General features: G+C 65.4%; 14 protein-coding genes and 2 tRNA genes. 10 read left to right on the forward strand and 6 right to left on the reverse strand.

Annotated features, from left to right (window positions below; all coding sequences use genetic code 11):
* Positions 1-213: 213 nt before the first annotated feature.
* The 8 genes from H6718_00910 (at position 214) to H6718_00945 (ending at position 11625) form a co-directional block, all read left to right on the forward strand.
* The gene (locus tag H6718_00910; protein MCB9583923.1) at positions 214-822 is read left to right on the forward strand and encodes a response regulator; all 609 of its coding nucleotides are present in this window, start codon (positions 214-216) and stop codon (positions 820-822) included.
* A gap of 426 nt (positions 823-1248) precedes the next feature.
* Positions 1249-5010 (forward strand): VCBS repeat-containing protein, encoded by a 3762-nt coding sequence (locus H6718_00915; GenBank protein ID MCB9583924.1) that lies wholly within the window; start codon positions 1249-1251, stop codon positions 5008-5010.
* Between the two features lie 47 nt (positions 5011-5057).
* A complete protein-coding gene (locus H6718_00920) occupies positions 5058-5591 on the forward strand; it encodes a hypothetical protein (protein MCB9583925.1) in 534 nt (177 codons plus the stop codon).
* Positions 5592-5726: 135 nt separating this feature from the next.
* Positions 5727-7931, forward strand: a complete 2205-nt coding sequence (locus H6718_00925; GenBank protein MCB9583926.1) for a serine protein kinase PrkA — start codon at positions 5727-5729, stop codon at positions 7929-7931.
* 24 nt (positions 7932-7955) lie between these two features.
* On the forward strand, positions 7956-9257 hold the full coding sequence (locus tag H6718_00930) for an APC family permease (GenBank protein MCB9583927.1): 1302 nt from the start codon (positions 7956-7958) through the stop codon (positions 9255-9257).
* Positions 9258-9299: 42 nt separating this feature from the next.
* On the forward strand, positions 9300-10118 hold the full coding sequence (locus H6718_00935) for a TatD family hydrolase (protein MCB9583928.1): 819 nt from the start codon (positions 9300-9302) through the stop codon (positions 10116-10118).
* 27 nt (positions 10119-10145) lie between these two features.
* Positions 10146-11471: a TonB C-terminal domain-containing protein gene (locus H6718_00940; protein MCB9583929.1), complete on the forward strand. Its 1326-nt coding sequence runs from the start codon at positions 10146-10148 to the stop codon at positions 11469-11471.
* A 77-nt stretch (positions 11472-11548) separates the two neighbouring features.
* Positions 11549-11625: transfer RNA gene (locus H6718_00945), tRNA-Met, on the forward strand.
* 56 nt (positions 11626-11681) lie between these two features.
* On the opposite strand, the gene H6718_00950 is transcribed toward H6718_00945, so the two are convergent.
* From H6718_00950 to H6718_00965, 4 genes are all read right to left on the reverse strand, one after another.
* Positions 11682-13013, reverse strand: a complete 1332-nt coding sequence (locus tag H6718_00950) for a serine/threonine protein kinase (protein ID MCB9583930.1) — start codon at positions 13011-13013, stop codon at positions 11682-11684.
* 4 nt (positions 13014-13017) lie between these two features.
* Entirely contained in the window at positions 13018-13773 is a 756-nt protein-coding gene (locus H6718_00955; protein MCB9583931.1) for a hypothetical protein, read from the reverse strand.
* Positions 13774-13937: 164 nt separating this feature from the next.
* Positions 13938-14011, reverse strand: a tRNA-Ile gene (locus tag H6718_00960).
* A gap of 217 nt (positions 14012-14228) precedes the next feature.
* A complete protein-coding gene (locus H6718_00965; GenBank protein MCB9583932.1) occupies positions 14229-14792 on the reverse strand; it encodes an SUMF1/EgtB/PvdO family nonheme iron enzyme in 564 nt (187 codons plus the stop codon).
* Between the two features lie 115 nt (positions 14793-14907).
* Between H6718_00965 and uvrA the strand changes: the two genes are divergently transcribed.
* Positions 14908-18315 carry an excinuclease ABC subunit UvrA gene (gene uvrA, locus H6718_00970; GenBank protein MCB9583933.1) on the forward strand — a complete coding sequence of 1136 codons (3408 nt, stop codon included), beginning with the start codon at positions 14908-14910 and terminating at the stop codon, positions 18313-18315.
* A 132-nt stretch (positions 18316-18447) separates the two neighbouring features.
* Here uvrA and H6718_00975 read toward each other — a convergent pair whose 3' ends face one another.
* Positions 18448-18810 carry a TraR/DksA C4-type zinc finger protein gene (locus H6718_00975; GenBank protein MCB9583934.1) on the reverse strand — a complete coding sequence of 121 codons (363 nt, stop codon included), beginning with the start codon at positions 18808-18810 and terminating at the stop codon, positions 18448-18450.
* A gap of 290 nt (positions 18811-19100) precedes the next feature.
* Here H6718_00975 and H6718_00980 point away from each other — a divergent pair, with 290 nt between their 5' ends.
* A complete protein-coding gene (locus H6718_00980; GenBank protein ID MCB9583935.1) occupies positions 19101-19994 on the forward strand; it encodes a hypothetical protein in 894 nt (297 codons plus the stop codon).
* Between the two features lie 28 nt (positions 19995-20022).
* Here the strand turns inward: H6718_00980 and H6718_00985 are convergent, their stop codons facing one another.
* Positions 20023-21669 (reverse strand): N-acetylmuramoyl-L-alanine amidase, encoded by a 1647-nt coding sequence (locus H6718_00985; GenBank protein MCB9583936.1) that lies wholly within the window; start codon positions 21667-21669, stop codon positions 20023-20025.
* Between the last annotated feature and the right edge of the window lie 131 nt (positions 21670-21800).

A 21800-nucleotide genomic window follows, 5' to 3' on the forward strand; every position in this document is an offset into this window, starting at 1 on the left:
GGTACGGTGCCCCTGGAGCTGGCTAACCGCCTGTAACAATTGCAGTTTATTCTTGCACCTGGGACCTCGAGCCTTGCCCCTGGCGAAGGATCGAATCTAGTACCACTGCAACCTGGTTTCGTTTATAGTCTCACTGCAATCCCTCAGGGCGTGCAGTATTGCCACACGGAACCCGCGCCGGAGCGCGGCCCAGAGGGTGCGAGGAGTTCTATCGTGCCGATCGAAGTACCCGCCGTTCGCATCCTCATCGTCGACGATGACCGCGCCATCTGCGAATACATGCAGACCCTGCTGGAGAAGGACGGCTTCGCGGTCAAGACCTGCTCCGATCCGACTCTGGTCGAGGATGAGGTCCGCCAGGGCGACTACCACGTCATCATCCTCGATCTGATGATGCCGAAGCTCGACGGGATCGAGGTCTTGCGGCGGATCCGCGGCATCGACACCGACATCGCGGTGGTGATCTTCACGGCTCACCCGAACCTCGACTCGGCGGTCGCGTCGATGAAGCTCGATGCGGTCGACTACATCAAGAAGCCGTTCAACGTGGACGAGTTCCGCGAGGTGCTCGGGCGCGTGATGCGCAAGAAGGGCCTCGCGCGCACGCCGGAGGAGCAACTCCATAAGATCATCGGCGACACGATTCGCGGCATGCGCAAAGAGAAGGAGCTCACGCTCAAGCAGATGAGCCGTCGCACCGGCCTTAGCATCTCACTGCTCAGTCAGATCGAGCGCGCGGAGTCGAGCCCCTCGATTTCCAGCTTGTACAAGATCGCGATCGCCCTCGACACGCGCATCCAAGATCTCTTCGGCAAATACTGAGTCTCACCAAGCCGCGGAGGCGGCCTGGACGACGAACTCAGCAGCAACGCCCGGCGCCATCCAAGCGTCCGGGCGCCTCTCATTTTGGGGGGAGGAGCGGCGTTCTTTCGGCTCGGCTGACTGCGCGTCGACGCTTCGCGGCAGCGCTGGGAGATTGCACCCTCACCCCCTGATCGAGCCGCGGCTCACGGCGGTGGTCCGCTGACTCGCAGAAAACCAGCGACCCGCGCTCTGACGCAGCGCACAATTTCAATGCAATCTCAAGGGCTTGCGGTACTAGCGGGAAGCGCCACTTTCGCCAAACGGTCGTTCGGTTAGAGGCGCCAACGTGTTACCCTCCGGAGCGACGAACGCTCGAGCCGCTCACGCTCGGGTCGCTTAGCCACCCCCCGCCTCGGGGTCGTCAGTGAACGAGGTCTTTGTCTCATGCGCTCGAACTCTGTGAAGCCCGGTCCCTCTTCTTCTCCCCGCGGATCCAACCGACGCAGCCTACGCCGACCGTTGACCATCTTGAGTGGTGTCGCTTTGGCCGTGCTGCTCCAGGGCGTCGACAACACCGCGACCGCGGCCTGGCCCCCGCCACCGTCGGCCACCAAAGCCGACATGAAGGACCCGCAGAACTGGCCAAATGATCCGGGCTATGGCTACGTCGCCGCGCAGAAGCCGGCGGACCGCAAGAAGGGCATGTGGCAATACTACTCCTTCATCCCAGATCGCTCGCCGGGCGCCCCGCCAATCCGCGCGGAAGAAACCGCGAGCGGAATGAGCGTGGACTTGGCGTGGCGCCACACGATCGGTCGCGACGATGTGCTGATCGCGGTGCTCGACTCGGGCATCAAGTGGGACGAGCGTGATCTGATCGAGAAGGCGTACTTGAATCTGGGCGAGCTCGCCTCCCACAAGCCTCTCGACGCACAAGGCCAGGCTTGCGGAGGCACAGGCTCCATCGCCGGCTTCGACTGCAACGGCGACGGCATCGTGACCGTGGCTGACTACGCCGACGACCCGACCCTGACCCCGGACGCAGCGGATGGCCGCCCCAAAGGCGACGCCAACCTCAACGGTGTGCTCGATGCCGGTGACTTGATCCTGAACTTCTCCGATGGCATCGACGACGACGGCAACGGCTACACCGACGACATCTCCGGATGGGACTTCCTGAAGGACGACAACGACCCCTACGACGACACCCGCTACGGCCACGGCACGGGCGAAGCGCGGGATTCCACTGCCGCGGGGAATAACGGGCAGGGCGACATCGGCGTCTGCCCGCTGTGTCGCTTCGTGCCTCTGCGAGTCGGCGACAGCTTCATCGCGGACGTTCAAGACTTCGGTCAGGCGGTGGTCTACGCGACGGACAACGGCGCCAAGGTCGTCCAGGAGGCGCTCGGTACGATCAACATGAGCGGCTACGCTCAAAGCGCGCTCGACTACGCCTGGGGCAAGGGCGTGGTGGTGGTCGCGTCGATGGCCGACGAGAACTCACGTCACCACAACGTGCCCGCGGCGGCGAACCACACGATGCCGGTGCACGCGATCACGATGCTCGGCAGCGGTGAGCAAAGCACCACGGCAGAGAGCTTCCTGGCGTTCAACACCTGCACCAACTTCGGGGCGCAGAACTACCTCTCAGCCTCGGGCACCGGGTGCTCCAGCGAAGCCACGGGTCGCACCTCGGGCATCGCCGGGTTGATGCACTCGATGGCCCTCGAAGCAGGAACGGCGCCCCTTGCGCCAGGAGAGCTCCAGCAGATCCTGTTTGCGACGGCGGACGACATCGACATCCCAGAGTCCCGCGAACCGGGCTCCCGGCACTTCTGGTCTCAGCCTGGCTTCGACCAGCGCTTCGGCTACGGACGTATCAACGTCAACGCGGCGGTGGAAGCCGTGCGCGACGGCAAGATCCCACCAGATGTCGACATCGTGCGTCCGTTCTGGTTCGAGACGCTGTACGAGGACCAGCTGAGCGCCCCGGTCGCGATCAAAGGCACGATCAAGACCCGCGCGCCGAGCTTCGACTACGTGGCGGAGTGGGCCCCCGGCGTCCAGCCTCTAGACAGCGAGTTCAAGCAGTTCGGCGGCATGGACAATGTCAGCGGACCCGCTTTCCCCACGGATGGCAGCCCGTTGGCCGAGCTCGACGTGCGTGGCCTCGACATCACCCACGAGCGCGACGTGGACAGTCCCCTGGGGGAGAACGACCGCACGATTACCGTACGGATCCGCGCCACGGCCCACTATGGTGGCGCCATTGGTGACATCACGGGTGAGCTGCGTCGCGCCTACCAGATCCACTCAGACCCGGATTTGCTCCCCGGCTTCCCGATCTACATGGGGGCTTCGGGTGAGTCGTCACCCAAGGCCGCCGACCTGAACGGGGACGGTGTCCGCGACCTGGTGCTCGCCACCGCCGACGGCAAGATTTACGCCTGGGACCTGAGCGGCGCGGCGCCGAGCATGCTCTCCGGGTTCCCCGTCGCCGTGAAGCCACTCGATGGCCTGGACGGCGTCGCCGGCAGGCCCGATTACCGCGCGGCACCGGCTTACGCGAACGCAAACTCCGGCATCAACATGGATGCGGCCCGAGAGTCTATCGTGGGGTCACCGGCGATCGGCGACTTGGACGGCGATGGCAGCTTGGAAATCGTGGTCTCGACCTGGTCCGGTACCGTGTTCGCGTTCCACGCGGATGGCAGCGCGGTGAGTGGCTGGCCGGTGCGCATGCCCGACATCCCTTCCTGCCCCTTGGACGGCTCGCAGCCGCCCGGACCTTGTATGGACACGGTGACGCGCATCGCGCGCGGCGCGTTTGGTTCGCCCGTGCTCGAGGACATGGACAAGGACGGGAAGCTCGACGTGGTTCAGTCGGGCTTCGACGGGAAGATCTACATCTTCAAGCCCGATGGCAGCATGCTGCCTGGCTGGCCCGTCGCGTTGCACGACGATCGCTCTCCCGAATACAACCGCGTGTTCACCACCCCAGCCGTGGCGGACTTCACGGGTGATGGGATCCCTGATGTGCTCACCGGCTCGAATGAGCGCATCGGCAACGGCAGCAACGCGGGCAACTTCTACCTGATCGACGGCCGAGGCACGGCGATTGGCGAGAAGCCCTGGCTCAGCAACTGGCCCATCTCCCTCACTTCATTCAACCTCTTCCCCGTCATCGCCGAGGGCACCACGAACTCTCCGGTCGCGGCGGACTTCGATGGCGACGGCAAACCCGAGGGCGTGATGCACGGAAACGTGAGCGCGCCGCTGATCTTGCCGACGGATCCTGGTGCCCAAGCGAACCTCGCGGATACGCCCGGCAACGCGCTGCCAATCCGCAACGAGGATGGAACCGAGAAACGGGGCCTGGCCCCAACGAGCATCTTCGGCGCCAACAGCGACGCCGTCGCTCCAGACACCATGTTCCCGCTGTTTGCTCAGCCGTCTCTGGGCGACTTGAATCAAGACGGCGTGCCCGACGTGGTCAGCTCTGGCGGCTCCCTCAGCCTCGCGCAGACGCTGCTCGCCTCGCAGCCGAATGGTGCCAAGGCTCAGCAGCTGCTCTCGATGTGGGACGGCAAGACCGGGCGCATGCTGCCGGCGAGCCCGCGCATCCTGGAGGACTTCACGTTCTTCAACAGTCAGGCCATCGCGGATCTGACCGGCGACGGTTACCCCGAGGTCATCACGGGTAGCGCGGGCTACTTCCTCCACGCTTGGGACGCCTGCGGGCGCTCCCCCGAGGGCTGGCCGAAGTTCACGGGCCAATGGATCATGACGACGCCTTTGGTAGCGGATCTCACTGGCGACGGCGGCCTCGAAGTCACGGCGAGCACCCGCGACGGCTGGCTCTACGTCTGGAAGACCCAGGGCCGCTCCGACGGCGTGGTGCAGTGGGAGAGCTTCCACCACGACAATCGCAACACCGGTAACCTCGACGTCCCGCTCGAGCAGGGCAAGATGCTCGGTGCTGCGGAGCCACTGCCCGTGGACGCCGACGGCGCGTGCATCATCGAGGGTGACATGCCCGATGCGGGTGTAGATGGCGGCAACGAAGGCAGCGGTGGCGGTGGCAACGTCGATCCAGGCGGTGGCGGCTGTGGCTGCAGCGTGCCTGGTAAGGACTCGGCACCCAGCGCGCCGTGGTTGCTCGCGCTCGCGGCACCCCTCGTGTGGTTCCGCCGCCGCCGCAGGTGAGCAAGGCTCGCGGGCTCGCAAGGCTGACGTAGTCTACACTCGGCAACATGCGAGCCTCTCCGCGTCTCTCCCTCTCATTGACTCCGCTGACTCGGGCCCATTGGCTATGCGGCGCGCTGCTGCTCGCTGCGTGTGGGGGCGCGCCGGCTGAGCCGCACGCGCCCCAAGCCAATCCCACTGGCGCAGAGGCGCCACCGCAGTCGCTGGCTTCGACTTCCGAGACGCCAGTGGACCACGTCGAGGACGCCGGCTTCGATCTCTCGATCCGCACGGGCGAAGTCGCCGTTGGCAGTGAAGCGACGGCGGAGGTCGAACTCTTGAGCAAGCAACCGTTCAAGTGCAACGACAAGTACCCCTACAAGTTCACGAGCGCCGCCAGCGAGGGCCTCGAGTTCAGCACTCCCGAGGTAACGAGCGACCAAGCAACGATTGGCCACGACCGGGTAGTGATGAAGATCCCCTTCAAGGCGACCACGCCGGGTGTTCACACGTTGAGCGGTAAGTTCGCGTTCTCGATCTGCACGAGCGACCAATGCCGCATCGAGAAGCGCGATCTGAGCCTAAAATTCGAGGCAAAGTAGCCCCGTCTCCAACCAGGGCGCCCGCCTCGCGGGGGTCTCCGCGATCATCGATCGACTTCCCCATGCGCGGGCCCTAACCTGAAGCGTATGTCCGAGGGGAACATTCTGGAGCAGCTGGAGCGCATCAGCGCCGACATGGAGGCGGGCTTCAAGCAGGCCCGCCGTATCTTGTCCTTTGGCGAGTTCGTCGAGCTGTTCGCCAGCGACCCGCTGAGGCACTCGCGAGGCGCGGCGGGCTACATGCGAGACATGTTCGACCACTACGGCGCGCAGCAAATCGACAAACCGTGGGGTCAGCAGACCCGCTATTCACTCTTCGACCTCCCTTTCCTAGAGGATACTGAAGAGCGGCGAGAGGCCCTGGTTGGCCAAGAGGCGGTGCAGCTCGAGGTGTACCGCTCGTTGTCGAACTTCGTGCGCGAGGAGCGCCCGAACCGCGTCGTGCTGCTCCACGGGCCAAACGGCTCCGCGAAGAGCACCGTCGCCGCCTGCCTGATGCGGGCGCTCGAGCACTACTCCACCCTGGACGAAGGCGCACTCTATCGCTTCCACTGGGTGTTCCCGAGTCAGAGCCGCATCAAAGGCTCCATCGGGTTCTCCGGGCGGAAGCGCAGCAACGAGCGCGGCCCTCAGGACAGTTTCGCGCACTTGGCAGACGACGAGGTCGACGCGCGGCTGTACATGGAAGTGCGGGACCATCCACTCTTGCTCCTGCCGGAGACCTATCGCCGCCGCATCCTCGAGCACTGTTTCGCGAAGACCGATCAGAAGCCGCCGCGCTGGCTCCTGAGCGGCAGCGCGTCACACAAGGCGCGGCTGGTGTTCGAAGCATTGCTGGCGAGCTACGATGGCGATCTGGCTGAAGTGCTCCGTCACGTGCAGATCGAGCGCTACTTCATCTCCCGGCGCTACCGGGTCGGAGCCGTGACCCTCGGGCCGCAGCTGTCGGTCGACGCCGGGGAGCGCCAGCTCACGGCGGATCGCTCCCTGGCGGCGCTGCCGCCGTCGCTCCAGAGCATCCCGTTGTTCCAGGCCTTCGGTGAGCTGATCGACGCCGCGGGGGGACTGCTCGAGTTCTCCGATCTCTTGAAGCGCCCAATCGACGCCTTCAAGTACCTGCAGATCACCGCGGAAACAGGCGAGGTTGCGCTGAATAGCCAAAACGTCGCGCTCAATTGCGTGATGATGGCGAGCGGAAACGAGCTGCATTTGCGTGCGTTCCGTGAGCACCCGGAGTTCGAGAGCTTCCGTGGGCGCTTCGAGCTGATCAAGGCTCCGTACTTGATGAGCTGGCATGACGAGCAGTCGATCTACGACGACCAAATCGTACCTCGCATCAAATGCCACGTAGCTCCCCACGCGACCCAGGTCGCGGCGATGTTCGCGGTGCTCACCCGCCTGCGGAAACCGGATCGGGACCGCTACCACGACCAGCTGGCCAACCTGATCGGCGACCTCAAGGCCGCTGAGAAGCTCGATTTGTACGCCGATGGCATCTCCCCTGAGCGACTCAGCGGGGAGTCGGCCAAGCTCCTGAAGTCCGCCATCTCGAGTATCTACGCGGAAACGGAGAACGATATCGAGTACGAGGGCAGCTTTGGCGCCAGCCCGCGGGAGATGCGCACCGTGCTGCTCGACGCGGCCCAGAGCCCGCACTACAGCTGCCTCTCCCCGTTCGCGGTCTTGGACGAACTGGACGAGCTGTGCAAGCGCGCGAGCGAGTTCGCCTGGCTACAGGTGGATCGCGAATCCGGCGGCTACCACGATCATCAGCAGTTTCGTGCCTACCTGAAGGACCGGCTGCTCGACACGCTGGAAGACGAAGTGCGCATCGCCAGCGGGCTCGTCGATCAGCAGCGCTACAACGACCTCTTCGACCGCTACGTGACGCATGTGTCTTACTGGGTGAAGGGCGAAAAGCTCCGTAACCCGCTCACCGGCAACTACGAAGAGCCCGATGAGCGACTGATGGCCGAGGTGGAGGCCTTGCTCGACAGCAAGGACACCAAGGAAGCGCAACGCCACGCATTGATCAACCGCATCGCGGCCTTTGCCATCGACCACCCAGGCGACGCAATCGACAACGCCATTGTGTTCCCTGCGGAACTAAAGCGAATGCAAGACGCCGTGTTCAACGATCGCCGAGTGGCGGTCGCCAAACTGGCGCGCGATATGCTGGTGTATTTGAAGGACGGCGGCGCCGGGCTCGACAGCGCGCGCTCGGAAGCCGCGCTCCAAGCCATCGATCGTATGAAGAAGCTGTACGGCTACCAGGACAGCTCCATCACCGACGCGTGCGCCGCGCTCGCGCGGGCGCGCTTCGCTGAGCTCTTGGCCTAAGCGGCCATCCAAGCCGTCCCACGTATGACCCAGCGCGCACCGGAGCTCGGCTTTTGGAGCCTGTGCGCCCTGGGCATCAACGGCATGGTTGGCGTCGGGATCTTCTTCGCGCCCGCTGAGGTTGCGGGGTTGGTCCCTGGCTCCGCCGGTACCTGGGTGTACGCACTGACCACGCTGTCCATCGCGCCGGTCGCCGCGTGCTACGCCCTGCTCGGCGCTCGCTTCGAGAAGGACGGCGGGCCCTTCGTGTGGGCCGAAGCGGCGTTCGGCAACCAGGTTGCTTATGCCGTCGGCTGGATCAGCTTCGTTTCCGCGTTGTTCAGCACCGCGGCGGTCGTGAGTGGCCTGGGGCAATACCTCGGGCCTTACTTGGGTTTCGTTGGTCCCACGAGCGCCCGGGTGTTTTCGAGCCTCTCCATCGTGGTCCTGGGCGCGCTCGTCGCCGCTGGGCTGCGCCTCAGCGCCTTCGTCTGGAACGGCCTCACGATCGCCAAGCTATTGCCCCTCGTGGCCTTGCTCGGCCTGGGCGCCGCGTTGGTGTGGCGCGGAGCGGCAGCGTCAGCCTCCCCCCCGAACCCGAGTGAGGTAGCCACGGGGGCCGCGCCGACGATTTCTTGGCTGCGAGCGATGCTTGTGGCGCTCTTCGCGACTCAGGGCTTCGAGATCTTGCCGGTTCCGTCCGGAAGCATTCGCAATCGCACGCGCACCTTACCCCTCGCGATGGTCGCGTCCCTCGGCTTCGTCACGCTGCTCTACATGGGGTTGCACGCCACGGCAGTCGCCGCGCTGCCCGATGTGTCGAAGGCCGAGGCGCCGCTCGTCGCCGCGGCCCGGGCTCTGGGTGGCCCACGCCTTGACTACGTGGTGTCCCTCGGCACCCAGGTTTCCGCGGTGGGCATCGCGTTCGGCATGTTCGCGATGACACCGCGTTACCTCGCGGCACTGGCGGGTCCAAAGGGACTCGGCGCTTGGGTGGGCAAGCACTCCGCACGTAACGTGCCGCTACCCGCGCTGCTGGTCACTTTGGTGGTGAGCTTTGCCCTGGTGCTCAGTGGCCGCCTGGAGAGCCTGTTCGTGCTGGCGAGCCTCGCGGTGCTGGGTCAGTTCGCGGTGAGCTTGCTCGCTTTGTGTCGCCTGGCCTGGCAACGCGCCCGTGGGCTACGCCGAGCGCACCTCTGGCTCGCGCTACCTGCGCTGATTTCTCTGCTCTTCGTGGCCCACGGCGCTCAGCGCCGGGAGTTCTTGATGCTGTTTGCCTCGCTGGCACTGGGCCTGGTGCTCCGCTACCTTCCCCGCCGACCCGCGCCAGATCCGAAGCCCGACTGAAACTGAAGTCTGAGCCTCGATCGGCCGTCGTACGGAGGACACGTGCTCATCGATACTCACTGCCACCTCGACCAACACGCAAGCCAAGGTCAACCCGACGAGCTGATTGCCCGCGCCAAGAGCGCTGGAGTCGCAGCCTTCGTCGTGATCGGGGTTGGGGGTGAGGAAGCGCTGGAGGAGGCGCTAGCGCTCGCCAACGAGCGCAGCGAAATCGTTGCCACCGCTGGCGTCCACCCCCACGACGCGGCAAAGACGAGCGAGCGCCTCGAGGCGCGCATCGAAGAGGTGCTCGCGCGGCCGGAGGTCGTCGCCGTGGGTGAGGTGGGACTCGACTTCCACTACGACCTGTCGCCACGGGAGCAGCAGGCGGAGGTCTTCCGTCGCTTCATTCAGCTGGCCAAGCGCGTGAAGAAGCCGCTCGTGCTCCACACCCGCAGCGCTCCAGAAGAAACCCTCGAGATCTTGGAGAGTGAAGGTGCGCGAGACGTGGGCGGCATCATCCACTGTTTCAGCGAGGATCTGGCATTTGCCAAACGCGCGCTGGATCTGGACTTCGACGTCTCATTTTCAGGCATCGTCACCTTCAAGAGCGCCAAGAGCGTGCAGGAGGTCGCGGCGTGGGCTCCGTCTTCGCGGATCCTCGTGGAGACCGACAGCCCGTACCTCGCGCCAGTGCCCCTGCGCGGCAAGCGCTGCGAACCGGCGTTCGTGGTGCACACAGCGCGACGGGTGGCGGAGCTCCGCGGTGTAAGCGAGCAGCAAATCGCCGAAGAAACCACGCAAAACGCCTGTAGGCGCCTGGGCCCCGCCCTCGCACACGCCGCAGGCCTGTCGCCGCTCGGAGGCGCTGCCCTGGCCTAGGGGCCTCTATCGGGGCACGCTTGAAGCATGGGGGCGCCGACGGAGAAGCAGCCGCGCTGGCGACTGACCGGGGCGCTGTCGACGTCGCTCTTGCTTCACGCTGCGCTGCTCGGCAGCGGAGCCTGGCTCGTCCTGAGTGGGCTAGACGACGACGAAAAGCCGCCTCCCCCGGCTCCGCTGCAAGTCGAGCTCGAAGACTCCCCCCTCGAGCTGCCGAGCATGAGCGGCATCGGAGATCCTCGCGGCAAAGAGCAACAGATCCCGAAGGAAACGACTCCTGAGCTGAACGGCGGCGCTAGGCAGGCGCACGTCGCCGGGGAGCGTGCGGGCAAGGCGGGCAGCGCCGAGTCCGACCCGGCGGTGAACCTCTCTGATAGCGACGATGGTATCAGCCTAGACCGCGACCCCATCAATCGCCTCGACCGCTCCCAGGTGCAGCGCTTGGACACCAGCAAGAAGCGCCGCTCCGAGGACGACCGCCGGGCCACTCCGAACCCTATGCAGCTGTCGTTCGTGGTCACAGGCAAAGGCGGGCGCCTGGAGCGGCGCCCGCCGAGCCCGTACGACCCAGCTCGCGGCGACCTGCGGGGCGCTACGTCCAGCGTCGCAGGGGGCGCCCTGGGTGTCGATTTAGATCCATACGGAAACTTATCTCAGCAAGGCGGTGAGGTCGAAGGCAGCGATAAAGCGCGCACAGCGCTGGGTGTCGGCGATGGCAGCCAGCGCCAGGACTACCGCCTGAGCGCGCGCGTCGCCTTGGCGCGCCCCGCGGTGCCTCGCGCGCGCGCTGCGGTACCAGCGCGCGTCCCAGGGCGGCCCCAAGACACTCAGGACAGCCAGCAAGAGGTGGCAAGCGCCGTGCGTTCGCTGATTCAGGCGACCACCGCCGGTGGCCCTGTGGGCCACGGGCCCGGCGGGCAAGCCGGGCCCGGCCGCCCGGGAAGTGGCGGCGACCAGGGCCCTGGATCGCGATCCCGGGCGGCCGGCGGCGGTGGGGCGTATCAAGGTGGAACCCCGGTGGGCCTCACCCCCTACTTCCGCAACCTAGAGCGCAAGATCGACTGGCGCGACGCGTTCCCTGACTGGGCCATTGCGGAGGGGCGAAGCGGCGTGGCCATCATCCGTTTCAGTCTCGGGCCCCAAGGCGAGGTCAGCCAGATCCGGGTCGAGCGCCCTAGCGGCGTGCCAGAGTTCGATGCTGGGGTGATTCGCGCGATTCGCCGCGCGTCGCCGTTTGGGAAGCCGCCGAAGGGCCTCGCTGCGCCGTTGCCTATCCGCATGAGCTTCGATGCGCTGAACCCGATTGTTGGGCGCGATGGGCCAGGGCGCGGTGGACGACCGCGGGTTCGCTGACTCCGAGCGCTGTCGCGCCGGCGCCGCGCCAACTCGCTTGACAGACTTGGCTTCGCCGCGCATATACGCGGGCCCTCGCTGAAGTAGCTCAGTTGGTTAGAGCAGGCGTTTCATACGCGCCGGGTCGGGGGTTCAACTCCCTCCTTCAGCACCAAAAGCCGCGAGTTCACCTCGCGGCTTTTTTCGTGTCCACCGACGGGGACGCTAGCGCTAGCTCGCCAGCACGACGACGAGCACGACGCCGAGCAGCAGGGCCACCACCCCGACAATCGCGGGCACGAGCCAGGTGTTCTTCGGCACGCCTAGGGGCACGTCGTCGTAGCCGCCCTGCATGTAGCCCCCAACCGGGCCTCCCATGGGTTGAGGCGGCAGATTGACCATGGGACCGCCCGGCGCGGCCTGCGCCATCGCTTCGTCCATCAGGCCGAGGGAATCCGAATCGCCAAAGAAGCCGTCCGCTATGCCATCCGCCGGTCCTGCGACCTGCGCCTGCAACAGCTCCGGCATCCGCGCGGAAATCTCTTGTTCGAGGTCGTCCTGGGTGCGCTTGGCCCAGTCGAGGTGGGTTCCGCTGAGGCCGTACGCTTGGCCCACAGCGTCTGCCAGCGCGCCCATGCTGGGAGTGCGCATCGACGCTTGCTTCTTGAAGGCCTTGAGCATCACCGGATCGAGCGTCGGCGGCACCTGGTACTTCTTGCCTTGAGCCGCAACGCTCGGCGGCGGGGGCTCTTTGGTCAGGATCTCGAGCAAGATGCTTGGACCGTTGTTGCCCTTGAAGGGCACCGAGCCCGAGAGGCACTCGTAGAGAATCGCCGCCATCGCCCAGACGTCAGCACGCTGATCCAGGGTGTCGAGTCCCTGCGCCTGCTCCGGAGCCATGTAGTAAGGCGAGCCAATCGTGGTGCCCATCACCGTGAGCTTCTTCGCGTTATCCGCCTTGTCCTTCACGGAACCGAAGTCGAGGATCTTCACCACGTCTCCCTCTGGCGTCTGACAGAGGAAGATGTTGTCCGGCTTCAAGTCGCGATGGACGAGCTTGCGCGCGTGGGCTTCGTCGAGGCCAATCGCCACCTGACTGATCATGCGCACGATGCGCGCTGGCGGCAGTACGCCTTCACGCTTCAGCGTTGCGCGGAGTTCCTCACCGTAGAGGAACTCCATCATCAGGGCGTAGCTGCCGTCGGGCGTCGCTTGGAAGTCGATGACCTCGACGATGTGGTCGTGAGGCAAAAGATCGGAGACTTCGAACTCGCGCTTGAAGCGCTCCACAGACACGTCGTCCCGAACGATGTCCTGGTGCAGCACCTTGAGGGCGACGCTCCGCCGCTGCTGCATGTCCAGCGCCTCGTACACGCGCCCCATGCCACCATCAGCGACGACACGGCGCACTTGGTAGCGCTGGAACATCATCTGCCCGATGCGCGGATCCTGATCGTCGGACGCGACAGGCGCCTGGGTGGCACTCACCAGCTGGGAGCCGTCATCCGGGCAAAACCCCGCATCCAACGGATACAGGCGACCGCAAACGGGACAGGCCTTCACGGAATCAGGCCTCGGTTTCCGCTTCTCCGTCGCCCTCTCCTCCGGGGGCGCTCGGCGGCTTGAAGTAGATGATGCGCAGACAGCTCGGGCATTGGTCGAAGCTCTCACCACGACGCAGCGTCTGGAACATCATGGGCAAGAGCATGATGTGACACTCCGAGCATTTGCCGTTGGTGGTGTGGGCGATGCCGCTACCCCGGCGCTGACGGATCATCTCGTACTTGCGGTACATCTGAGGCTTCACGGCTTTGATCACCGTCTCGCGCTCGATCTTCTTTTCCGCCTGGACTTTCTCGAGTTCAGCGAGCTTGGTGGTCACCTCACCTTCGCTGGCTCCGAGCTCGCCAGCGATCTCCGCCAGCTGCTTCTCCGTTTCAGCGATGTCGGCCGCGGCTTGGTCGTGCAGCCCATCCAGCTTCTGGATCTCGATTTCGCGGTCTCGCTGCAGCTTCCGCAACTCTTCCAGCTCGCGCTGCACGGCGTTGGCTTCCCGCTCCGTACGGCAACGCGCGAGCTTTTCGCGTGAGCGCTCCACCTGCACGGTCATCTGCCGCATCTCCTGCAGGCTCTCGCCGCGCTGACGCTCCATGTCGCTCATCACGCCGCGATCCCGCTCGATGCGAGCTTCCAGCTCCTGCTGGCGACCGCGCTTCTCTTCCAGGGCGCCGCGCTCGACGCCGAGCTGCTCCCCAACTTCCGCCAGGATGGCGTCCAGAGCAGCGAGTCGTTCTAACGCTTCGATCTCCGATTGAATCTTCACAGGGGGTCCTGGCTCCTTGTAACTCGGCGATGCCTATACAGGCTGTTTGTGGCGACGCCTAGCGGGCTGTGTTCCAGCCCTCCGTGCCGGGGCCGCAGTGGGGCGGCGTCGCCTGCCCCGTGGCTGCAACTCGGCGGCGCCCGCCAACGGGAAGGCGCACTCGGTAGGCCCACCTGGGTTCGAACCAGGAACCACCCGTTTATGAGACGGACGCTCTGACCGATTGAGCTATGGGCCCGGGCTGGGAATGACAGCGCCACGTTGCGCGACAGGCGTCGCGAGCGAAGGGGATGCAGCGCGCTCCGAAGATCAGCAAACTCGTATTCGAGTAAGGATCGGGGGCGGGTCTTCTTGCATCCTCCGCACCCAACCAGCTTATGGGCCGGCGGGAGCTCCACGGGGCAGAACCTACTCGAACGGCTCAACCCGGGCAACCGCCAGCGAGGCAGATTGCGCTACGGCGCGTTCACTGCGGGACCCGGCCCAGCGCTCGTAGCGGCGACGTCGGAGCAGCAACGGAAGCCGACCTGATAGAACCGAAACCACTGATTGTGGAAGGTGGTCATGGGCCGACAGCGCGCCCGAATCGGTCCCCAGTAGCCTCCCTTCAGGCCGCTCGGGTAGGGCTTGCCGCTCTCGTTGACCACCCACTCGTCGACGTTTCCGGTGAGGTCGTGGACACCAAACGGGCTCAGGCACTCGAGCTCGCCGCTCAGTACGCGCTGGTCGAGACGCAGCACTTCGTCGGTGACCGCGCGATCCGAGTCGAACGCTGCGAAATCTGGGAAACGATATTTGCGGTCGATGTTGCACGCCTTGGCGTCCCGTTCGTAGCCATAGGGGTACGGAAGTCGCGCTTCGCCTTCACAGGCGAAGTTCCACTCACTCTCGGTGCACAGCCGCTTGCCCAACTGCCGGCACGTCGCCTCGGCATCGAACCAGCTCACCATCACGACGGGCAGCGCGCCGGCTTGGTTGGGAAACTCATAGCGATCCATGCAGAAATGGCGCTTGCTCACGCGCCCTTCACAAATCGCCCGCTGCTCGAAGCGCGCACAACGTCCCTGCGCCCGGTTTGCCCATTCGAGGCAGCGGTGGCCCACGAACGGGCAATAGTCGCCGTTGATTTCCTGCATGTCGCTAGGGCACGCCGCGGCGGCGGGTTTGGGGGTGAGGGTCGAGTCAACGGGCGGTGCTGCGGAGTTCACGCTCACAGGCACGCTTGCAGTGGGCGCCGCTGGGGGATCCGGCCGCGCCAAGGGGTCCGCTTCGGTCTCACAACCGAACGTGATCCCCACGGCTGCAATCAGAAACCAACGTGACACGCCTGAGGCGTGCCCCAGATGTGAGGTTGAACGCAAACCTTCCGCGCCAGCGGCCCACTCTCGACGCAGAAATCGGGGCTCCTCCCCCCTGATCCCACTCCCGGAGAGCGAACCCGAGGAAGCTGTTCCGGCACGAAAGAACTCCACGCGCTCGCCTGAATCTTTGGGAGGGTCGCCCAACGCGCGAGGAGCGGGTTATGTTAGGTGCCCTTTGAAAGCCCCCTCGGATCCCCTGCAGTACCTCAGCGTGCGCGGTGCGGAGCAGCACAACCTGACTCGGGTGGACTGCGACCTGCCTCGCAATCGCTTGGTCGTGATCACCGGTCCCAGTGGTTCCGGCAAGTCATCCCTCGCCTTTGACACGATCTACGCTGAGGGACAGCGACGCTATGTGGAGTCACTGAGCGCCTATGCACGCCAGTTTCTCGAGCAGCTGCCCAAGCCGAAGGTGGAGAGCATCGAAGGGCTCAGTCCGTCGATCGCCATCGAGCAAAAGGCGCTCGGCAAGAGTCCGCGCTCAACGGTCGGCACCGTCACCGAAATCGCGGATTACCTGCGGCTCTTGTTCGCGCGCATCGGCGTTCCTCACTGCCCAATTTCCGGACGCGTACTCCACGCCTACACCGTGCAGGAGATGGTCGACGCGATCCTCGCACGGGGCGACGGCAGCCGACTCGCGATCTTGGCGCCGATTCTCCGCCAAGCGACTGGAGACCTCGAAGAAGAGCTCGAGAGCCTGCGTCGTGAAGGCTTCGTGCGAGCCCGCTTGGACGGTGAGGCGGTGGACTTGGGCGACGACGTCCCACTGGATCCCAAAACGCCTCACGATCTCGACGTCGTCGTCGACCGCATCGTGGTCAAGGACAGCTCGAAGGGCCGCATCACCGACTCTGTAGAGCTAGCGCTCGACCTTGGAGACGGCACGCTCCTGATCGACGCCCTGGACGATAGCGAGCCGGAGGTGATGAGCGAGCGCTTGGTGAGCTGGGAGCACGGGATCACGCTGCCCCCACTCGAACCACGGTTGTTTAGTTTCAACAGCCCCCACGGAGCATGCCCCACCTGTGATGGGCTCGGCATGCGCTCGCGCATCGATCCCGCGCGCATCGTCATCGACGGAGCGCGGTCCCTGCGGGAAGGCGCGGTCACGGCCTTCGGTCGTCGAGGCAGTGTCGCGGCGGCCACCGAAGTGGACCGGGTAGTGAAAATGTTCGGCATCGACGCCGACGCAGAGTGGGATGCGCTCCCAGAGCAAGATCGCAACGCGATCCTGTTCGGCGGACCCGGTCGCGGTAAGCGCAAGGCGCAGCAATACGACGGTATCGTCCCACGACTGGAGGCGTGGCTCGAGAACGAAGACGACGCTCCGGACACCGACGACGAGCTCGACGAAGGCGCGCTGCGTCCCGAGGACGTGGGTCGCTACGTGGTTACTCGCATCTGTGACGAGTGCCACGGGAGCCGGCTCCGCAAAGAGGCGCTCGCGGTCAAGGTCCAGGAGCGAACACTAGCGGACCTGGGCTCGATGTCCCTGGGGGAGCTGCGGAGCTTCCTCAAAGAGCTGCGCGCGGACTTGAGCACCCGCGACATCGCCATCGCCGACCCACTTATCCGCGCGGTAACGGACCGACTTGGGTTCTTGATCGATGTCGGTCTTGGCTATCTATCGTTGGACCGCTCCGCGCGCACTCTCTCGGGGGGTGAGGGCCAGCGTATTCGCCTCGCGACCCAAATCGGGGCGAGCCTGATCGGCGTGCTCTACGTGCTCGACGAGCCAAGCGTCGGCCTACACGCACGTGACAACGAGCGGCTGCTCGAAGCGCTCCGGCGCCTGGTGGACAAAGGGAACAGCGTGCTGGTCGTGGAGCACGACCGAGAGGCGATCCTCGCCGCAGACTACGTGCTCGACATGGGGCCAGGCGCGGGCACGCTGGGCGGAAAGGTCGTCGCCGAGGGCACTCCGAGCGACCTGATGAAGGACCCGGACTCAGTTACCGGGCCCTACTTGTCGGGGGAAAAGCGGCTCCCGATCCCAAGCCAGCGTAAGCCTCGGGGCAAGCAGCAGCTCGAAGTGCGTGGCGCGCGCGCGCACAACCTGCAGGACGTTTCCGTGGAGATCCCGCTCGGGCTCATCACGGCGGTCACCGGAGTCAGCGGTTCGGGGAAGAGCAGCTTGATCGTGGACACGTTGCTCGCGGCTGCACGCTCCAAGCTCTACGGCGCGCGCAACTGGGTCGGGCCCTGCGACGACATCCTGGGCCTCGAACTCATCGACAAGGTGATCAGCATCGATCAAGCCCCGATCGGTCGCACTCCGCGCTCAAACCCCGCGACCTACACGGGGATCTTCACCCACCTGCGCGAACTCTACGCCACGCTGCCCGACGCGCGCGCGCGAGGCTACCGCGCCGGTCGCTTCTCCTTCAACGTGAAGGGCGGCCGCTGTGAGGCGTGCCAAGGCGATGGCGTTCTCCGCGTGGAAATGCACTTCCTGCCGGATGTGTACGTCACCTGCGACGCCTGCAACGGCAAGCGCTACAATCGGGAGACGCTTGAAATCCGCTACCGCGGCCTGTCCATCGCCGACGCTCTCGAGTTGACCGTGGACGACGCCTTCGAGCTCTTCGACGCCATCCCGAGGATCCGCCAGCGGCTGGCGGCGCTGAGGGAAGTTGGCCTCGGCTACATCCGCTTGGGGCAGCCGGCCACGACGCTGAGCGGTGGCGAGGCCCAACGCGTGAAGCTCGCCACGGAGCTCGCCCGCACCGCAACGGGCAGCACGCTCTACGTGCTCGACGAACCCACTACCGGCCTACACTTCCAGGACATCGAGCTCTTGAGCCACGCGTTGCTCGGGCTCAGGGACGCCGGGAACTCCATCCTGGTCATCGAGCACAACCTGGATCTGGTTGCCTGCGCGGACTGGGTCATCGACCTGGGCCCCGAGGGAGGCTCTGGCGGCGGACGTATCGTGGCGGCTGGCACGCCCGAAGACGTTGCCGCCACGGAAGGCAGTCACACCGGTCGCTTCCTCACCCAGGCGCTGGCCGAGCCCACGCCCTCCAAAGCAGCGAACGGCAAGCGTGGGAAGGCGGCACCGAAAACGCCATCGGCGGCGAAGACACCCCGCAGCAAGCCAGCGCCGAAAGAGAAACCTGCGGCGAAGACCGCAAAGAAGGCGAAGGCCAAGCCCAAGGCGCGGGTCGCCAAGGGCTGATCAGGGCGACGACAAAGCACGAAACGGCAGCACACCTCAGGTGCCTGCCGTTTGCGTTTTTTCAGGACGGCTGCGCTGCGCCGAGTCCTAGCGTGGAATTCGCGCCCGGGAGGCGCGAACAAGCAAACCAGTTCAGCCGAAGTCGCGCTCGACGCGCTCTTGGTCTTCCTTGCAGCGGATGCACAGCGTGGTCTCCGGGCGAGCCTCGAGGCGCTTTTCGCTGATGGGTTCCCCGCACTCCTCGCAATCGCCGAAGCTGCCGTCGTCGATTCGCTCCAGCGCCTTCTGGATCTTCTCCAAGAAGGTCTTCTCGCGACCACGCAGGCGGAACGTGAATGACTGCAGGTACTCGCTCGACGCGAGGTCCATCTCGTCCGGCAGGTCGTCCGCGTCCAGGGTCATGTCCTGGTCCAACGTCTGCCGAGCGCGCTGAACGATCTCATTGCGCTTGTCCTCGAGGAGCTGCTGGAACTTCTTCAGCTTGGCTTTGTTCATCTGTGTGACGACCCCTCCCCCTGCCCGTTCGTGGACTTGGGGGCCAGGCAAGATAGGGAGCGTATTCGCTTCCGTCAACGGTCGGTGGCGCTCGCCATCCCCCGACGGCTGATTCCAGAGTGTTTGCGGCACAGTTGCCCCGCCGGGTCGAGTGATCTGACCGCCCGACCTATGCCCGGACGGCGCGGATCTTGAAAGTTCGCGCCCGTGTGGCGCTGTGGAGCTGACCGCTGGTGAACGTGTGCTCGTTTCACGCCCGGGGGCGCTGGCGGCTGGTATAGCCACCTACCATGCTCGATCTCGACCCAAACCGAGAAGGCGTCATCCCTGTTCCCGCTGCGACGGTGATCATCGGCCGCCCCGCGCCGGGGGAGGAGCCCGGGGTGGAGGTGTTTTGCGTCAAGCGTCACCACAAGTCCGGCTTCCTCGGCGGCGCTATCGTCTTCCCGGGCGGCAAGGTGGACGCCGGAGATCTCAGTGCGGACTGGCGATCGAGTCTCACGCCCCTAGCGGCGCGCGCGGAGGCCCTGGGCGAAGCTGCTCTGGGATTCGCTGTGGCAGCCCTGCGCGAGACGCTGGAAGAGGCAGCGATCTTGCCGGTGGTCGGTGACTCGCTGAGCGCGAGCGACGCGCTCGAGCTGAGAGCGGAGCTCGCGAGGCGGGGCAAGGAGTCGGATGTGCCGGCCGGCGACATTTTCCGCACGCTAATCCAGGCTCGCGGTTGGGTATTGGATACCGCCCGCCTGACACCGCTCTGGCGTTGGACGACCCCCAAAGCGGAGAAGCGCCGTTTCGAGACTCCGTTCTACTGGCTCGACCTACCCGCTGGCCAAATCGGAGAAAGTGACCAGCACGAGACCACCCAGGGGTTCTGGTCAACGCCGGGGCGCCTGCTCGAGCGCTGGGCGGCCGGAGAAGTCTTTCTGGCGCCCCCCACCAGCCGCAGTCTCGAGCTCTTGGCTGAGCTATCGTCACCGGCAGAGGTCGCATCCCTGGCGGAGCGTCACTCACTGGACGCGATCTGCCCGGAGTTGGTGTTCGAAGGTGAAGCCACGATTCTGGCGCTACCCGGAGATCCACTGCATTCCCGCGCGGAACCGATTGGTGGTAGCGAGGAAGGCCCCACCCGCTTCGTGCTCGAGAGCGGGCGCTTCGTCGGTAAGCACGTACCGCGAGGCGCTTGAGCCCCGGCTCGAAGCTCCGCTCTCGAACCTACACGCCGTCACGATAGGCACGGATCGCGTTGACGATCGCGTCCGCCAGCTTCTGGCGGTAGTCGGCGCTATCGAGTCGTGCTTCTTCGGTGGGATTCGAGATGAACGAAGTCTCAAAGAGCACCGCGGGCATCTCGGCCCCAGCAAGCACGTAGAAGCCCGCGCTCTTGACACCCCGGTCGACCAGCCCTGGGTACTTACTCCCCAACGAGCTGAGCGCGGAACGCTGCAGCAGCCCCGCGAAGTGCTGGGACTCGAGGCGCGTCGCGCTTTGGATCCCACTCAAGACCCGAGCCAATTCGCTCGATGCGGCCACGCTAGCCGAGTTCTCGCGCGCGGCGATCGAGGACGCCAGCTTATCGTTGCTCGACGCGAGCACGAAAGACATCACCCCGTGACCAGTCGAGGACTCGGAGGAGTTGCAGTGCACACTCACAAACAAATCCGCACGGAATGCGTTCGCACGCGCCGTGCGTTCCGCGAGCGGGACATAGACATCCGAGTCGCGCGTGAGCAGTGTAGAAATCCCCAGCTCCCGCGCGATGAGCGGAGCGGCGCGGTGGGCGATGTCCAGGGTGACGTCCTTCTCCGCGAGGCCCATGCCACCGATCGCGCCGGGGTCGTTGCCACCGTGGCCAGGATCGATCACCACGCGTCGAACCGCGACGGGCCCGCGCGCGACGTCTCGCTGGGCGACGCGAGGGGCGTGCTTCGAGATATCGATGACCAGGCGAAAGGGCTCCGGAAGGTAGAACACCCGACGGTGAGCAGACTGAGCCAAATCGAGGACGACGCGCGTCCCGTTCTCCTGCTTTCCTAGGCGGACACGTTGAACGATCCCACCAACGTCGTAGCTACTCTTGCCCGAGTAGCTGGCCTTCGAGATATCGATGAAGAAGCGCGGTCCCTGGCTGCCTTCACCCGGGATGAAGCCGGTCTTGAACACCGCCGGTGCGCTGACCTGGACGACCACGCGCGCTGCGTCCTCAGAGCCGTAGCTCTCGATGGTACCGAGCTTGACCGGACCCGAGGCGCGAGGGGAGATCTCGGGCTGAACCTCCTGGGCGTTCGCAGGATCGCCAGGCTCGTGAGTCGCTGTCCGACTGCCGCCACCTTGAAGCTCCGCCAACGCTGCGTCCGCCGGTTTGAACGCTGCGAGCAGTCCCTGAGCGCGCTCGATGACCTTACGACACTCGGCTTGCTTGTGCGCGAGGCCCGCGGTGTAGAGACCACGATACCCCGTCGAAGGATCCCGAATCAGCTCCGCGTCCAGAACCGCGAGTTGCAGTGCCGCCTCGCACGCACCGTCCCACTCCTTTTCCGCACTGATACGCCACAGCTCGAGCGCTTCAAGCGCATCGACCCGCCGTCCCCAACGGCGCCACACGTCTCGCCGCAGCCGCGCGGCTTGATCGAGCTTCTTGGCTCCCTGGGGGCCGTCTTCTCGCTCGCCCTCCACCGCCAAACGATCTGCTTCGGCAACGAGCTCTGAGCGCGTGCGTGGGGGAGCAGCCAGCGTCGCAGAGCCTGACGCGCTGGGTTGCTGACCGCTCGGTTGCTTCGTCGAGCAGGCCACGACCCCAGCCAGCACGCAGCAAACCAGCGCGCTACGCCGGCGAATGCAGGGGGTGGCAGCGGGCCTCACAGCGCTGGGATAGCGGCCTAACGAGGGTTCACGCAAGGAAACCACGAGAACAGGGCATCCCGTGCCATCGAATTGTTTCAACCTCAACGAAAGTTGCCCCGACAACCAGCTGGCTCCCCGCGCCAACACAC

This window comes from Polyangiaceae bacterium (assembly GCA_020633205.1).
Taxonomy (GTDB): domain Bacteria; phylum Myxococcota_A; class Polyangia; order Polyangiales; family Polyangiaceae; genus JAHBVY01.

Excerpts from the sequence above, each read along its gene's own strand:
- H6718_00915 (MCB9583924.1), top strand. The coding sequence starts at position 1,249 with ATGCGCTCGAACTCTGTGAAGCCCGGTCCCTCTTCTTCTCCCCGCGGA.
- H6718_00920 (MCB9583925.1), top strand. The coding sequence starts at position 5,058 with ATGCGAGCCTCTCCGCGTCTCTCCCTCTCATTGACTCCGCTGACTCGG.
- H6718_00925 (MCB9583926.1), top strand. The coding sequence starts at position 5,727 with ATGGAGGCGGGCTTCAAGCAGGCCCGCCGTATCTTGTCCTTTGGCGAG.
- H6718_00930 (MCB9583927.1), top strand. The coding sequence starts at position 7,956 with ATGACCCAGCGCGCACCGGAGCTCGGCTTTTGGAGCCTGTGCGCCCTG.
- H6718_00940 (MCB9583929.1), top strand. The coding sequence starts at position 10,146 with ATGGGGGCGCCGACGGAGAAGCAGCCGCGCTGGCGACTGACCGGGGCG.
- uvrA (MCB9583933.1), top strand. The coding sequence starts at position 14,908 with ATGTCGCTAGGGCACGCCGCGGCGGCGGGTTTGGGGGTGAGGGTCGAG.
- H6718_00975 (MCB9583934.1), bottom strand. The coding sequence starts at position 18,810 with ATGAACAAAGCCAAGCTGAAGAAGTTCCAGCAGCTCCTCGAGGACAAG.
- H6718_00980 (MCB9583935.1), top strand. The coding sequence starts at position 19,101 with ATGCTCGATCTCGACCCAAACCGAGAAGGCGTCATCCCTGTTCCCGCT.